This is a genomic window from Streptomyces sp. Edi2 (assembly GCF_040253635.1).
Lineage (GTDB): Bacteria > Actinomycetota > Actinomycetes > Streptomycetales > Streptomycetaceae > Streptomyces.
Genome location: NZ_JBEJGX010000003.1, coordinates 3,939,710 through 3,952,485, shown reverse-complemented (window position 1 = coordinate 3,952,485; position 12,776 = coordinate 3,939,710). Strand labels below are relative to the sequence as shown.

Genomic DNA, 12,776 nt, shown 5'->3' with positions numbered 1-12,776 from the left:
TGGGCCGGCGCCCGCAGCGCAAGCCGGTCCGCAGTGAACAGCTGGCCCCGTTCCGCGCCGACGGGCCGGGGCGGAACGGGGCCCGGTGTGTCCTTCGGCACCCGGCAGCCGTCCTACCGCTGCGCCGCCGACACCGCCCGCACCGCGTCCACCACCGGCACATCCCCGGCGATCAGCTCCAACGTCTTGCCGATCGTGCCCGGTTCGTCGAGGAGTGCCATCAGGGTGGCGGCGACATCGTCGCGCGGGACGGGGCCGCGGCCGGTCGCGTCGGCCAGCGTCACCAGGCCGGGGCCGGGGTCGTTCGTCAGCATGCCCGGCCGCAGGATCGTCCAGTCCAGGCCGGCCCGGGACCGGATGTCCGCATCGGCGGCGGCCTTGGCCCGCAGGTAGGCCGCGAAGACCGGGTCGGTGCCCTCGGGGGGCTCGCGGTCCGCGCCCATGGAGGAGATGACGAGGAAACGCCGTACGCCCGCGGCCTCGGCCGCGTCCGCGAAGAGCCGCGCCGCGCCGCGGTCCACCGACTCCTTGCGCTCGCTGCCGCTGCCCGGCCCCGCACCCGCCGCGAAGACGGCCGCGTCGGCGCCTTCCATGTGCCGGGCGACGTCCTCCACCGACGCCGACTCCAGGTCGCAGACCACCGGCTCGGCGCCCGCGGCCAGCAAATCGCCGGCCTGCTCCGGCCGGCGGACGATGCCCGCGACCTCGTCCCCGCGCCCGGCGAGCAACCGCTCCAGCCGCAGCGCGATCTGACCATGTCCACCTGCGATGACAATGCGCATGATCCCGACCGTACGCCGAAGGCCCGTCGCGCGGTGCGGGACCGGCCGGGGGCCGGGGCCTTCTCGCCGCCGTGGCTCAGCGCTGCGACTGCCGCGGCAGCTCCAGCGCCACCTCCGCCGCCGAGTCGCAGTACTCCCGCACCGCGCTGGTACGGGCGACCACCCGCCCGCGGTGGATCACGATCCGGCTGTAGGCCAGCGAGAGCACCCCGGCGATCCGCTCGCCGCGCACCGCCAGCAGCTCCGCCGGGAAGCCCGCCTCGACCCGCACCTCGGGCAGGCCCAGCGTCGCCCGCGCCGCCGAACTCACGGTCTCGTACGCCGCATCCGGCGTCGCCTCCCCCAGGGAAGCCAGGAGATAGGCCGCCTCCAGGGGGTCGCCCCGCCCGACCGGGTTCGCCACGTCCCGCAGCGCCCCGCTGCCCGCCGCCACCCGCACCCCGGCCGCCCGCAGCAGCCGTACGGGCGCCGGCCGCGACACCCGCGAGCCGTACCGCTCCAGCCCCGTGCAGTCGCCCTGCGGCAGACAGACGACGGCGACCCCGGCGGCCGCCAACTGCTCGGCGACCCGCGCCGCCACGCTCCGCGGCATCCGTGCCATCCCCGAGCACGGCCCGAGGGCGACACCCGGCCGCAGCCCGCCGGACATCGCCGCGAACCGCGCCAGCCGCGCCGGATCGTCACCGTCGGTGTGCAGATCCACCGGACAGCCGTGCTCCCCGGCCAGCTCCAGGACCGTCTCGACGTACCCGGCCGGATCGGGGTCGAGGTCCGGGCAGCCGCCGATGACCGCGGCGCCCATCTTCACGGCGTCCCGCAGCATCGCCAGCCCGTCCGCCCCGGCCACCCCGGTCAGCACCCGCGGCACCGCGACCGCCGCCAGGTCGGCCAGCCCGCGCAGCGACCGGCGGGCCTGCAGCACCGCCTCCAGCGAACGCAGGCCCTGTACGTCGCCGATCCGGACGTGGCTGCGCGAAGCGGTGGCGCCGTGCCCCAGCTGCAGCAGCGCGGCCTCGGTCGTCCGCCGCTGGACGTCCTCGGGGGACCCCGAGGCGGGGCCCTCGGCGTCCGCCGTCAGGGCGGTGTCGCAGTGCGCATGGGGTTCGGCGGGGGCGGGGAGCAGGAGGTAGCCGGCGAGGTCGACGCGGGCGCCCTGCGGGGCGAGGCTGCCGGCTGTTCCGACGGCCTCGATGCACCCGCCGCCGAGCCGTACGTCCACCGTCCTGCCGTCGGCGAGCCGGGCGCCGCACAGCACCAGCGCACCGCTGTCCGACCTGGCGTAGCGGCCGCCGCCGCCGGGCTTTCCCGGCTGGGGCTGCGGCGAACTGCTGTCGGACATCGCGCTCCTCGAAGCCACCGGCGTGCAAGATCACGCAGCGTTCTTCCGAGCCTAGGGCGCTGCCGGGAGAGCTTCGCGCAGGCGCGGAATAGTCGTACCGGTGTGGTGCGCGGGGCCGTTGGGGCACGGCCCGGATACGGATTTCACGTTTGGCGGCGGGCCGTGTAATGTCTTCATCGCTCGCCCCAATAGCTCAGTCGGCAGAGCGTCTCCATGGTAAGGAGAAGGTCTACGGTTCGATTCCGTATTGGGGCTCTGATGTGTGAGGTTCCCGTCTTCGGACGGGATCCCCTCGCATCGCAGCGGTGTAGCTCAGTCGGTAGAGCAAGCGGCTCATAATCGCTGTGTCACCGGTTCAAGTCCGGTCACCGCTACTGACAGTAGCCGATTGTGGGGTCGGTCCTCCGATCGGCTACTCTTTTATGCGTTCATCCGTCCATTTCCGTCAAGGAGCACTCACGTGGCTGCCACCGACGTCCGCCCGAAGATCACGCTGGCCTGCGTGGAGTGCAAGGAGCGGAACTACATCACCAAGAAGAACCGGCGTAACGACCCGGACCGTCTTGAGATGAAGAAGCACTGCCCCCGTTGCAACTCGCACACCGCGCACCGCGAGACGCGATAACACAGGCTCGTTCGTGAGGCCGTCCCCATTCGTGGGGGCGGCCTCACGGCGTTATCACCATCAGTACAGGGAGGTTGCGAGCCCATGGCGCTCGACCAGTCTTTTGTCGGACGCACGTACCCGCCCACCGACCCGTACGAGGTCGGCCGGGAAAAGATCCGCGAATTCGCCGAGGCGATCGGTGACACCAACCCCGCTTACACGGACGCCGAAGCGGCCAAGGCACTCGGGCACTGTGATGTGATCGCGCCGCCGACCTTTGTGTTCGCGATCACTTTCCAGGCCGCGGGCCAGGTCATCGAGGATCCGCAACTGGGTCTGGACTACAGCCGGGTGGTGCACGGCGACCAGAAGTTCGCCTACACCCGGCCGGTGCGCAGCGGGGACCGGCTGAGCGTCACCTCCACCATCGAGGCCATCAAGTCCATGGCGGGCAACGACATCATCGATATCCGCGGTGAGGTGCACGACGAGGCGGGCGAGCATGTCGTGACCGCCGTCACCAAGCTGGTGGCACGCGCCGCGAAGGAGGCCTGAGATGACCGCCACGATTTCCTACGACGAGGTCGAGGTCGGCACCGAACTCCCGGCGCAGACCTTCCCCGTGAGCCGCGCCACGCTCGTCCGGTACGCGGGCGCCTCCGGCGACTTCAACCCGATCCACTGGAACGAGAAGTTCGCCAAGGAGGTCGGACTGCCGGACGTCATCGCCCACGGCATGTTCACCATGGCCGAGGCGATCCGGGTGGTGACCGACTGGGTTGGTGACCCGGGCGCGGTCGCCGAGTACGGCGTGCGCTTCACCAAGCCCGTCGTCGTCCCCAACGACGAGACCGGTGCCCTGATCGAGGTCACCGCCAAGGTCGCCGCCAAGCTGGACGACGACGACCGTACGGTCCGGGTCGACCTCACCGCGATGAGCGCGGGCCAGAAGGTGCTGGGCATGTCCCGCGCCGTGGTCCGTCTCGCCTGAGCGGAGCCGTGCGGGGGCGGCCGGCCGGGCATCGCCGGACCGCCCCCGTACCCTTGGGCGCGTGCAGGAACTCCACGACGCGCCCCTCGCCCCGCTGACCACCTTCCGCCTCGGCGGACCGGCCACCCGCCTCGTCACGGCCACCACCGACGACGAGGTGATCGCGGCCGTCCGCGCGGCCGACGAAGCCGGGACCCCGCTGCTGATCATCGGCGGCGGCAGCAACCTCGTGATCGGCGACAAGGGCTTCGACGGCACGGCCCTGCGCATCGCCACCCGCGGCTTCGCGCTCGACGGCACGGACCTCACCCTCGCCGCCGGCGAGAACTGGTCCGACGCGGTCGCCCGTACGGTCGAAGCCGGACTGGCCGGTGTCGAGTGCCTGGCCGGCATCCCCGGCTCGGCGGGCGCCACCCCGATCCAGAACGTGGGCGCGTACGGCCAGGAGGTCTCCGCCACGATCACCGAGGTCGTCGCCTACGACCGCCGGGCCGGCGAGACGGTCACCCTCCCGAACGAGGAGTGCGGCTTCTCGTACCGCCACAGCCGCTTCAAGGAGCACCCCGATCGGTTCGTGGTGCTGCGGGTGCGCTTCGCCCTGGAGGACGCCGGAGGCCTCTCCGCGCCCCTGAAGTACCCCGAGACGGCCCGCGCCCTCGGCGTCGAGGCCGGAGACCGGGTCCCGGCCGCCGTCGCCCGTCAGACCGTCCTGGCGCTGCGCGCCGGCAAGGGCATGGTGCTGGACGCCGACGACCACGACACCTGGTCGGCCGGCTCCTTCTTCACCAACCCGATCCTCACCGAGGCCGAGCACACCGCCTTCCTCCAGCGGGCCCGGGACCGCCTCGGCCCCGACGTCGCCCCGCCCGCCTTCCCGGCCGGCGAGGGCCTGGTGAAGACCTCCGCCGCCTGGCTCATCGACCGGGCCGGCTTCACCAAGGGCTACGGCAGCGGCCCGGCCCGTATCTCCACCAAGCACACCCTCGCGCTCACCAACCGCGGCAGGGCCACCACGGAGGACCTGCTCGCCCTGGCCCGCGAGGTCCGCGACGGTGTCCATGCCGCCTTCGGCGTCACGCTCGTCAACGAACCGGTCACGGTCGGCGTCAGCCTCTAGAAGAGACAGCCGGGCAAGAAGCAGGACGGGCTCGGCGGCCGCTACCCGCCCAGCCAGCCGTCGATCTCCGTCAGCAGCCGCTGCTGCTCGTCCTGCGGGGCGCACGAGCCGCGGACCGACTGCCGGGCGAGTTCGGCCAGTTCGGCGTCCGTGAAGCCGTGTGCGGTGCGGGCGATCTCGTACTGCGCGGCCAGCCGCGCGCCGAACAGCAGCGGATCGTCCGCGCCCAGCGCCATCGGCACGCCGGCCTCGAAGAGCGTCCGCAGCGGCACGTCCTCGGGCTTCTCGTAGACCCCCAGCGCCACGTTCGACGCCGGGCACACCTCGCAGGTCACCCCGCGCGAGGCCAGCCGGCGCAGCAGCACGGGGTCCTCCGCGGCCCGTACGCCGTGCCCCACCCGGCCGGCGTGCAGATCGTCCAGGCAGTCCCGGACGCTCGACGGCCCCGACAGCTCGCCGCCGTGCGGTGCCGCCAGCAGCCCGCCTTCCCTGGCGATGGCGAAGGCACGGTCGAAGTCCCGGGCGAAACCGCGGCGTTCGTCGTTGGACAGCCCGAAGCCGATCACCCCCCGGTCGGCGTAGCGCACCGCGAGACGCGCCAGCGTGCGGGCGTCCAGCGGGTGCTTCATGCGGTTCGCGGCGACCACGACGCGGATGCCGAGCCCGGTGTCACGGGAGGCACCGTGCACCGCGTCCAGGATGATCTCCAGGGCCGGGATCAGCCCGCCCAGCCGCGGTGCGTACGAGGTCGGGTCGACCTGGATCTCCAGCCAGCGCGACCCGTCGCGGACATCCTCCTCGGCTGCCTCGCGGACCAGCCGCCGGATGTCGTCGGGTTCCCGCAGGCACGACCGCGCGATGTCGTAGAGCCGCTGGAAGCGGAACCAGCCGCGCTCGTCCGTGGCCCTCAGCCGGGGCGGCTCACCGCCCCGCAACGCCTCGGGCAGATGGACGCCGTACTTGTCGGCGAGCTCCAGCAGGGTCGCGGACCGCATCGAACCGGTGAAGTGCAGGTGCAGATGGGCCTTCGGCAGTCGGCGCAGGTCTCGAGGTGCGGCTCCGCCGCGGGCACGAACGCTCTCCATCCCAAGATCTTGCCGTACGGGGGCGGTGCGCCGGTAGGGCCTTTCCCGAAGGGGTGTCCCAGGGAACGCGCGAACGGGCGCCCGGAAGACTCCGGACGCCCGCTGCGTCACTCACCTACGGAGATCCGTATGTGAGTTGTGATCACTTGGCCTCGGCCAGCAGCTTCTGCAGCCGCGACACGCCCTCGACCAGGTCCTCGTCGCCCAGCGCGTAGGAGAGCCGCAGGTAGCCGGGGGTGCCGAAGGCCTCACCCGGGACGACGGCGACCTCCGCCTCCTCCAGGATCAGCCCGGCCAGCTCGACGCTGGTCTGCGGGCGCTTGCCGCGGATCTCCTTGCCCAGCAGCTCCTTGACCGACGGGTACGCGTAGAACGCGCCCTCCGGCTCCGGGCACAGCACGCCGTCGATCTCGTTGAGCATCCGCACGATCGTGCGACGGCGGCGGTCGAAGGCGACCTTCATCTCCTCGACGGCCGTCAGATCGCCGGAGACCGCCGCGATGGCCGCCACCTGGGCGACGTTGGAGACGTTGGACGTGGCGTGCGACTGGAGGTTCGCGGCGGCCTTGATGACGTCCTTGGGGCCGATCGCCCAGCCCACCCGCCAGCCGGTCATCGCGTACGTCTTCGCCACGCCGTTGACGATGATGCACTTGTCGCGCAGCTCCGGCACGACCACCGGCAGCGACGAGAACTCGGCGTCGCCGTAGACCAGGTGCTCGTAGATCTCGTCGGTCAGCACCCACAGGCCGTGCTCGGCGGCCCAGCGGCCGACCGCCTCGACCTGCTCGCGGGTGTAGACCGCGCCGGTCGGGTTCGACGGCGACACGAAGAGCAGCACCTTGGTGCGCTCCGTACGGGCCGCCTCCAGCTGCTCGACGGTCACGCGGTAGCCGGTGGTCTCGTCGGCGACCACATCGACCGGGACACCGCCCGCGAGCCGGATCGACTCGGGGTAGGTGGTCCAGTACGGGGCCGGGACGATGACCTCGTCGCCCGGGTCGAGGATCGCCGCGAACGCCTCGTAGATGGCCTGCTTGCCGCCGTTCGTCACCAGGACGTTCGCGGCCTCGATCTCGTATCCGGAGTCGCGCAGCGTCTTCGCGGCGATCGCGGTCTTGAGCTCGGGGAGGCCGCCGGCCGGGGTGTAGCGGTGGTACTTCGGGTTGCGGCAGGCCTCGATCGCCGCCTCGACGATGTAGTCGGGCGTGGGGAAGTCGGGCTCACCGGCGCCGAAGCCGATCACCGGGCGTCCGGCCGCCTTGAGGGCCTTCGCCTTGGCGTCGACGGCGAGGGTGGCGGACTCGGAGATCGAACCGACGCGGGCCGAGACCCGGCGGTCGGTGGGGGACGATGCGGAAGGGGTTGCAGCGCTCATATATGCATCGTTGCAGACCTCTGAGGAGCCCGGCACACGGGTTTGCGGGCACCACCCGGGAGGACCCGGAAGGATCGTGTTCGACGCCTGGCTCCGAACCACGTACACTCGCTGACCGTTGGCTCCGAACAGGCCGCCGCGGCGCACGCACTTAGTGCAGTCGACCGCATGCGGTAGGTTGGGGGAACCACAAAGGGTCGTAGCTCAATTGGTAGAGCACTGGTCTCCAAAACCAGCGGTTGGGGGTTCAAGTCCCTCCGGCCCTGCTACACGCACTCTCCACCGCAGTGCGTGCACGCGTACGTATGAAATGCACCGCCGTGCGGCTCAACCGGGCGCGGCACGGCCACGACCCGGATTCAGGTGAGGACGAGTGACGGACGCCCTGGGCTCCATCGACATGCCTGAGCGCGGTCGCTCCGAGGACGACACCGCGGAATCCCAGAAGAAGCCCCGCCGTGGCGGCAAGCGCGGCAAGAAGGGCCCCTTCGCGCGGCTCGCGCTCTTTTACCGCCAGGTTGTGGCGGAACTCCGCAAGGTCGTCTGGCCCACGCGTAACCAGCTGTCGACGTACACCAGTGTGGTGATCGTCTTCGTTGTCATCATCATCGGTCTCGTAACCGTGATTGACTTGGGAATCAACCGAGTCGTCGGGTACGTCTTCGGCTGATCCCGCGGAGGGCGCCTCAGCGGGCGCCCCTTTCGCATGTTCAACCCCTTGAAGCCAGGAAGAAGCAGCCACCGTGTCTGACCCGAACCTGAACGACGCCGCCGACTCCGCAGAGCCGGCAGCGGCCGACGTTGACGCGGCTGCCTCGGCCGAGGTCGAGGGCGACGACACCGCGCTTGAGATCGTCGAGGCCGCCGACGAGGTCGACGAGCTCGACTCCGAGGATGCCGCCGCCGGCGAGCCCGCCGAAGAGGCTGCGGTGCACGTCGAAGAGGACGCCGAGGCCCTTGCCGAGGTCGCCGAGGACGAGGAGCAGGAGCCGGTGGACCCGGTGGCCGCCCTCCGCGACGAGCTCCGTGGCCTGCCCGGTGAGTGGTATGTCATCCACACCTACGCCGGCTACGAGAACCGCGTGAAGACCAACCTCGAACAGCGTGCCGTCTCGCTGAACGTCGAGGACTTCATCTTCCAGGCCGAGGTGCCGCAGGAAGAGGTCGCGCAGATCAAGAACGGCGAGCGCAAGACCATCCGCCAGAACAAGCTCCCTGGCTACGTGCTCGTGCGCATGGACCTGACGAACGAGTCCTGGGGCGTCGTCCGCAACACCCCGGGCGTCACCGGCTTCGTCGGCAACGCCTACGACCCCTACCCGCTGACGCTGGACGAGATCGTCAAGATGCTCGCCCCGGAGGCCGAGGAGAAGGCCGCCAAGGAGGCCGCCGCGGCCGAGGGCAAGCCGGCGCCGTCCCGCAAGGTCGAGGTCCAGGTGCTCGACTTCGAGGTGGGCGACTCCGTCACCGTCACCGACGGCCCGTTCGCGACGCTGCAGGCGACGATCAACGAGATCAACGCCGACTCGAAGAAGGTCAAGGGCCTCGTCGAGATCTTCGGCCGCGAGACCCCGGTCGAGCTGAGCTTCGACCAGATCCAGAAGAACTAGGTTCTTCCGGAACACCAGCCAAACCGACCAGGTCAGACGGGCTCATAGCCGGTCTGACCTGCTCGGTTTTTGGCCGCACGACTATACCCGTTATCGTTGTGCGGTATGCCTCCATCCGGATGACCGGATGGAACGGCGAAAACCTCTCACTAGGACCCGGAGAGAGCATGCCTCCCAAGAAGAAGAAGGTCACGGGGCTTATCAAGCTCCAGATCAGCGCCGGCGCCGCAAACCCGGCCCCGCCGGTCGGCCCCGCGCTGGGCCAGCACGGCGTCAACATCATGGAGTTCTGCAAGGCCTACAACGCCGCGACCGAGTCGCAGCGTGGCATGGTCGTGCCGGTGGAGATCACGGTCTACGAAGACCGTTCCTTCACCTTCATCACCAAGACCCCGCCGGCCGCGAAGCTCATCCTGAAGGCCGCGGGCGTGGAGAAGGGCTCCGGCGAGCCGCACAAGACCAAGGTCGCCAAGATCACGCGCGACCAGGTCCGTGACATCGCCACCACCAAGATGCCCGACCTGAACGCCAACGACCTGGACGCCGCCGAGAAGATCATCGCCGGCACCGCCCGTTCCATGGGCATCACGGTCGAGGGCTGATCCCAGCCCCTCAGGCACCACCCGTGGCAGGGCCAGGCGCTGGTCCGCACCACGACTCCACCCCACTGCACCAGGAGCAGAAGTGAAGCGCAGCAAGACTCTTCGCACCGCGGACGCGAAGATCGACCGGGAGCGTGTGTACGCCCCCCTCGAGGCCGTCCGTCTCGCCAAGGAGACCACCTCCGTCAAGTTCGACGCGACCGTCGAGGTCGCCATGCGCCTGGGTGTCGACCCGCGCAAGGCCGACCAGATGGTCCGTGGCACCGTGAACCTCCCGCACGGCACCGGTAAGACCGCCCGGGTCCTGGTCTTCGCGACCGGTGACCGTGCTGCGGCCGCGGAAGCCGCCGGCGCCGACATCGTCGGCTCGGACGAACTGATCGACGAGGTCTCCAAGGGCCGTCTGGACTTCGACGCCGTCGTCGCCACCCCGGACCTCATGGGCAAGGTCGGCCGCCTCGGCCGCGTGCTCGGTCCGCGTGGTCTGATGCCGAACCCGAAGACCGGCACCGTCACCCCGGATGTCGCCAAGGCTGTCACCGACATCAAGGGCGGCAAGATCGAGTTCCGCGTGGACAAGCACGCGAACCTCCACTTCATCATCGGCAAGGTCTCCTTCGACGAGACCAAGCTGGTGGAGAACTACGCCGCGGCGCTCGAGGAGATCAACCGCCTCAAGCCGTCCGCAGCCAAGGGCCGCTACATCAAGAAGGCGACCGTCACCACCACGATGGGCCCCGGCATCCCGCTGGACGCCAACCGCACCCGTAACCTCCTCGTCGAGGACGAGGCCGTCTGATCTCCGTGATCGACGCCTCGTAGCGCGTGATGCACGCGTCAGGCCCCGTCCCTCCCTTTGGAGAGGCGGGGCCTGACGCATGTGCGGTCGGTGGCCTGCACTACAGTCGCCCCGAGGTCGACAAAGATGATCCAAGGGGGAGCCTCACATGCGTAGCACGCGTATAGCCGCCGCCGTGGCGGGTGCCGTGATTCTGGTGGGCGGTCTGAGCGCCTGCAACGACAAGGACGGCGGCAAGGCGTCCGCGGGCGGGAGCAGCAGCACCGGCGGCAGTGAAGCGGGCGGCAAGCAGGACCCGGCGCAGAACCCGTCGGACGCGCTGAAGGCCGCCCAGCAGGCGACCAAGGCCAAGAAGACCGCGAAGATCGACGGCTCCACGACCTCGACCCTGCTCGGCAAGCAGATGAAGCAGTCCACCAAGGGCGATCTGGACTGGTCGCAGGGCATGCGGATGAACGTGGCCAACACCATGGAGATCGGCGGGAGCTCCGGTAAGCCGCTCAAGCCGATGAAGGCGATCTACGCCGAGGACGCCGTGTACATCAACATGGGCGCCGCCCTGCCCGGTGGCGGCGGCAAGCCCTGGACGAAGTACCCCTACAGCGTCCTGTCGAAGAAGCTGGGCGGCTCCGGCACCCTGCTCCAGGAAGCGCTGCAGAAGGCCGACCCGAGCCAGGCGATCGAGCTGCTGGCCGCCTCCGGCTCGGCCAAGGCCGTCGGCAAGGAGGACGTCAACGGCGTCCAGGCGACGCACTACACCGGCACCCTCGAGCTGGGCCAGCTGAGCGGCAAGCTCGGCAAGGACCTCCGCGACATGATGCAAAAGCAGCTCGCGAAGGGCGGCGCGAAGAGCGAGCAGCTCGACGTCTGGATCGACTCGGACAACCTGCTGGTCAAGAAGCGGGAGAAGCTCGGCGGCAAGCAGCCCAGCGACTCCACCGTGCTCTACACGGGCTACGGCACCAAGGTGGACGTGGCCCCGCCGCCGGCGGACCAGACGTCGACCGCGCCCGGCGCCTGACCGGTACCGCGCACGTCTGACGGCGTGGACGGGGGACCCTGCGATGTCCCCGTCCACGCCGATTTGCCTGAGCGCATCCCGCTCCCGTATCTTTTCCCAGAAGCCAAAGACCGCTGGTTGTCTCTGCGCGTCCATTCCCGGGCGTGTGGTGGCCGAAGGATCCGCTAGCTGCGGACGGCCTGCGCAGGTGTGTATGGATGAACTCCCGGACGGATTCCGATCCGCTCCGGTCGAGTACGCCCCGTGCGCCTGCGCCGGGGCGTTTGTTTTGCCCAGCCCCTTCTGCGCGGTCCTCATCACCCGGAAGGAGGCCGAGGCTCATGGCGACGTCTGACAAGAACGCAGCTGTTGCGGAGATCACGGGGAAGCTCCGTGACTCCCACGCAGCTGTTGTGACTTCTTACACCGGACTGAGTGTGGCGCAGCTCAAGGAGTTGCGTCGTTCTCTCGGCGAGAACGCTCAGTACCGTGTGGTGAAGAACACGCTGACCAAGATCGCGGCCAAGGAGGCCGGGATTCAGCTGGACGAGCACCTCAAGGGCTCGACCGCTGTCGCCTTCGTGACCGGTGACCCGGTCACGGCGGCGAAGGGTCTTCGTGACTTCGCCAAGGAAAACCCCGCTCTCGTCATCAAGGGCGGTGTCCTTGACGGTAAGGCGCTGACCGCCGACGAGATCAAGAAGCTTGCGGACCTCGAGTCCCGCGAGGTTCTGCTCGCCAAGCTGGCGGGTGGCATGAAGGCGTCCATGGCCAAGGCCGCGGCGACCTTCCAGGCCCCGCTCACGAAGTTCGCCCGCACCGCGGACGCGCTTCGCAGCAAGGTCGAGCAGGGCGGTGCCGGTACGCCGGCTCCCGCCGAGGCTGCCGAATAGCCACACTCATGCCCCTGCCGGGGCGTGGCACTCGTAGGCCCAGCGGGCCCGTACGCCCGCCATTCATGTACATCCGGCACCAGCCGAATTAGTGGAAGGACCGCCACCATGGCGAAGCTCAGCCAGGAAGACCTGCTCGCGCAGTTCGAAGAGATGACCCTCATCGAGCTCTCCGAGTTCGTGAAGCTCTTCGAGGAGAAGTTCGACGTCGAGGCTGCCGCCCCGGTCGCCGTTGCCGCCGCCGGCGTCCCGGGTGCCCCGGCCGCCGAGGTCGAGGAGCAGGACGAGTTCGACGTCATCCTCACCGGTGCGGGCGACAAGAAGATCCAGGTCATCAAGGTCGTGCGTGAGCTGACCTCCCTGGGTCTGAAGGAGGCCAAGGACCTCGTCGACGGCACCCCGAAGCCCGTCCTCGAGAAGGTCGCCAAGGACGCCGCCGAGAAGGCCGCCGAGTCCCTCAAGGGCGCCGGCGCCTCCGTCGAGGTCAAGTGACCCCACTGAGTCTCTGACTCACGTCCAGGGCGCCACAGGCGCCGCGGACACCAGCCAAGGGCGATCACCCATGCGGGTGGT

Annotated in this window: 15 protein-coding genes and 3 tRNA genes; 14 read left to right on the top strand and 4 right to left on the bottom strand. The window is 69.9% G+C overall.

The genetic code is table 11. The features are described from left to right. Positions 1-113 precede the first annotated feature (113 nt). Together ABR737_RS20720 and ABR737_RS20715 are read right to left on the bottom strand one after the other, a co-directional pair. Positions 114-782, bottom strand: coding sequence for an NAD(P)H-binding protein (locus ABR737_RS20720; protein WP_350251629.1), 669 nt, complete (start codon positions 780-782; stop codon positions 114-116). Between the two features lie 76 nt (positions 783-858). Then, complete coding sequence (locus tag ABR737_RS20715; protein WP_350251628.1) at positions 859-2,121, bottom strand: amidohydrolase family protein; 1,263 nt, start codon at positions 2,119-2,121, stop codon at positions 859-861. Between the two features lie 182 nt (positions 2,122-2,303). On the opposite strand from ABR737_RS20715, the gene ABR737_RS20710 reads away from it, so the two are divergent. The 6 genes from ABR737_RS20710 to ABR737_RS20685 all read left to right on the top strand — a co-directional run bounded on the left by ABR737_RS20710 (position 2,304) and on the right by ABR737_RS20685 (position 4,836). Beyond that, positions 2,304-2,376, top strand: a tRNA-Thr gene (locus tag ABR737_RS20710). A 46-nt stretch (positions 2,377-2,422) separates the two neighbouring features. After that, positions 2,423-2,495, top strand: a tRNA-Met gene (locus ABR737_RS20705). A gap of 86 nt (positions 2,496-2,581) precedes the next feature. Further along, positions 2,582-2,746 (top strand): 50S ribosomal protein L33, encoded by a 165-nt coding sequence (gene rpmG, locus ABR737_RS20700; RefSeq protein WP_006604855.1) that lies wholly within the window; start codon positions 2,582-2,584, stop codon positions 2,744-2,746. Between the two features lie 84 nt (positions 2,747-2,830). Next, positions 2,831-3,283, top strand: coding sequence for an FAS1-like dehydratase domain-containing protein (locus ABR737_RS20695; RefSeq protein WP_350251627.1), 453 nt, complete (start codon positions 2,831-2,833; stop codon positions 3,281-3,283). Position 3,284: 1 nt separating this feature from the next. Next, positions 3,285-3,719 (top strand): MaoC family dehydratase, encoded by a 435-nt coding sequence (locus ABR737_RS20690; protein ID WP_350251626.1) that lies wholly within the window; start codon positions 3,285-3,287, stop codon positions 3,717-3,719. 61 nt (positions 3,720-3,780) lie between these two features. Next, positions 3,781-4,836: a UDP-N-acetylmuramate dehydrogenase gene (locus tag ABR737_RS20685; RefSeq protein WP_350251625.1), complete on the top strand. Its 1,056-nt coding sequence runs from the start codon at positions 3,781-3,783 to the stop codon at positions 4,834-4,836. 41 nt (positions 4,837-4,877) lie between these two features. Here the strand turns inward: ABR737_RS20685 and ABR737_RS20680 are convergent, their stop codons facing one another. Beyond that, positions 4,878-5,921, bottom strand: coding sequence for an adenosine deaminase (locus tag ABR737_RS20680; protein WP_350251624.1), 1,044 nt, complete (start codon positions 5,919-5,921; stop codon positions 4,878-4,880). A 142-nt stretch (positions 5,922-6,063) separates the two neighbouring features. Next, a complete protein-coding gene (locus ABR737_RS20675; protein WP_350251623.1) occupies positions 6,064-7,299 on the bottom strand; it encodes a pyridoxal phosphate-dependent aminotransferase in 1,236 nt (411 codons plus the stop codon). A gap of 193 nt (positions 7,300-7,492) precedes the next feature. On the opposite strand from ABR737_RS20675, the gene ABR737_RS20670 reads away from it, so the two are divergent. The 8 genes from ABR737_RS20670 to rplL all read left to right on the top strand — a co-directional run bounded on the left by ABR737_RS20670 (position 7,493) and on the right by rplL (position 12,695). Continuing rightward, a tRNA-Trp gene (locus tag ABR737_RS20670) sits at positions 7,493-7,565 on the top strand. Between the two features lie 107 nt (positions 7,566-7,672). Continuing rightward, a complete protein-coding gene (gene secE, locus ABR737_RS20665; protein ID WP_350251622.1) occupies positions 7,673-7,969 on the top strand; it encodes a preprotein translocase subunit SecE in 297 nt (98 codons plus the stop codon). A gap of 73 nt (positions 7,970-8,042) precedes the next feature. Continuing rightward, positions 8,043-8,909, top strand: a complete 867-nt coding sequence (gene nusG / locus ABR737_RS20660) for a transcription termination/antitermination protein NusG (RefSeq protein ID WP_350251621.1) — start codon at positions 8,043-8,045, stop codon at positions 8,907-8,909. 167 nt (positions 8,910-9,076) lie between these two features. Beyond that, entirely contained in the window at positions 9,077-9,511 is a 435-nt protein-coding gene (gene rplK, locus ABR737_RS20655) for a 50S ribosomal protein L11 (RefSeq protein ID WP_030074757.1), read from the top strand. Between the two features lie 82 nt (positions 9,512-9,593). Further along, on the top strand, positions 9,594-10,310 hold the full coding sequence (gene rplA, locus ABR737_RS20650) for a 50S ribosomal protein L1 (RefSeq protein ID WP_249637709.1): 717 nt from the start codon (positions 9,594-9,596) through the stop codon (positions 10,308-10,310). A gap of 148 nt (positions 10,311-10,458) precedes the next feature. Then, on the top strand, positions 10,459-11,331 hold the full coding sequence (locus ABR737_RS20645; protein WP_350251620.1) for an SCO4651 family lipoprotein: 873 nt from the start codon (positions 10,459-10,461) through the stop codon (positions 11,329-11,331). A gap of 320 nt (positions 11,332-11,651) precedes the next feature. Continuing rightward, positions 11,652-12,203, top strand: a complete 552-nt coding sequence (gene rplJ, locus ABR737_RS20640; RefSeq protein ID WP_350251619.1) for a 50S ribosomal protein L10 — start codon at positions 11,652-11,654, stop codon at positions 12,201-12,203. Positions 12,204-12,311: 108 nt separating this feature from the next. Beyond that, on the top strand, positions 12,312-12,695 hold the full coding sequence (gene rplL, locus ABR737_RS20635) for a 50S ribosomal protein L7/L12 (protein ID WP_168479950.1): 384 nt from the start codon (positions 12,312-12,314) through the stop codon (positions 12,693-12,695). The last annotated feature ends 81 nt before the right edge of the window (positions 12,696-12,776 follow it).

Excerpts from the sequence above, each read along its gene's own strand:
- ABR737_RS20720 (WP_350251629.1), bottom strand. The coding sequence starts at position 782 with ATGCGCATTGTCATCGCAGGTGGACATGGTCAGATCGCGCTGCGGCTG.
- ABR737_RS20675 (WP_350251623.1), bottom strand. The coding sequence starts at position 7,299 with ATGAGCGCTGCAACCCCTTCCGCATCGTCCCCCACCGACCGCCGGGTC.
- ABR737_RS20680 (WP_350251624.1), bottom strand. The coding sequence starts at position 5,921 with ATGGAGAGCGTTCGTGCCCGCGGCGGAGCCGCACCTCGAGACCTGCGC.
- ABR737_RS20715 (WP_350251628.1), bottom strand. The coding sequence starts at position 2,121 with ATGTCCGACAGCAGTTCGCCGCAGCCCCAGCCGGGAAAGCCCGGCGGC.
- rplL (WP_168479950.1), top strand. The coding sequence starts at position 12,312 with ATGGCGAAGCTCAGCCAGGAAGACCTGCTCGCGCAGTTCGAAGAGATG.
- ABR737_RS20645 (WP_350251620.1), top strand. The coding sequence starts at position 10,459 with ATGCGTAGCACGCGTATAGCCGCCGCCGTGGCGGGTGCCGTGATTCTG.
- rplK (WP_030074757.1), top strand. The coding sequence starts at position 9,077 with ATGCCTCCCAAGAAGAAGAAGGTCACGGGGCTTATCAAGCTCCAGATC.
- rplJ (WP_350251619.1), top strand. The coding sequence starts at position 11,652 with ATGGCGACGTCTGACAAGAACGCAGCTGTTGCGGAGATCACGGGGAAG.
- ABR737_RS20695 (WP_350251627.1), top strand. The coding sequence starts at position 2,831 with ATGGCGCTCGACCAGTCTTTTGTCGGACGCACGTACCCGCCCACCGAC.
- ABR737_RS20690 (WP_350251626.1), top strand. The coding sequence starts at position 3,285 with ATGACCGCCACGATTTCCTACGACGAGGTCGAGGTCGGCACCGAACTC.